Annotated in this window: 1 protein-coding gene and 1 pseudogene; both read left to right on the top strand. The window is 39.3% G+C overall.

What is annotated here, in order from left to right; all coding sequences use genetic code 11:
* Positions 1 to 251: dihydrofolate reductase family protein (locus DX908_RS16065; RefSeq protein WP_199564792.1), on the top strand; the 251-nt coding region annotated here is incomplete at its 5' end.
* Positions 252 to 379: 128 nt separating this feature from the next.
* A pseudogene (locus DX908_RS16860) lies at positions 380 to 514 on the top strand (riboflavin synthase); the annotation flags it as partial.

The raw sequence follows: 514 nt of genomic DNA, 5'->3' as shown, positions 1-514 counted from the left end.
ATCGTCTTCACAATCCAGTGATAAGAGATTCTGTTGAGCAAATTCAAGTTGCTAGTGTGGGTAATAAGCTTGATTTAAATGCAATGTTAATTGCTTTAGCAAAAAAGCAGTTGAATGAAGTTTGGGTAGAAGCGGGTGGCATGTTAGCCGGCGCATTAGTACAACAAAATTTAGTAGATGAATTGATTTTATATCAAGCGCCCAAACTAATAGGGGACAAAGGTCAAAATTTATTTGTATGGACGAGCTAACACAAATGCAGCAGGCGAAAATGTTACAATGGTCGAGTGTTCGCATGGTAGGTGACGATATTAAAATGGTCGCACAGTTCAAATAGCATTTTGTTACCCTTAACATTACAAAAACCGGAATTAAAAACATGTTTACTGGAATAATTGAAGACGTCGGCCAAATCGCCAAATTGCAGCCCCAAGGGGATGACATTCGGCTGACCGTTAATGTACACAAACTGGATATGTCAGATGTAGCTTTAGGCGACAGTATTGCCACCAAT

Source organism: Parvularcula marina (assembly GCF_003399445.1).
In the GTDB taxonomy this organism is placed as follows: domain Bacteria; phylum Pseudomonadota; class Alphaproteobacteria; order Caulobacterales; family Parvularculaceae; genus Parvularcula; species Parvularcula marina.
The sequence above is the reverse complement of the archived record's forward strand: the minus strand, read 5'-3'. Positions and strand labels throughout refer to the sequence as shown.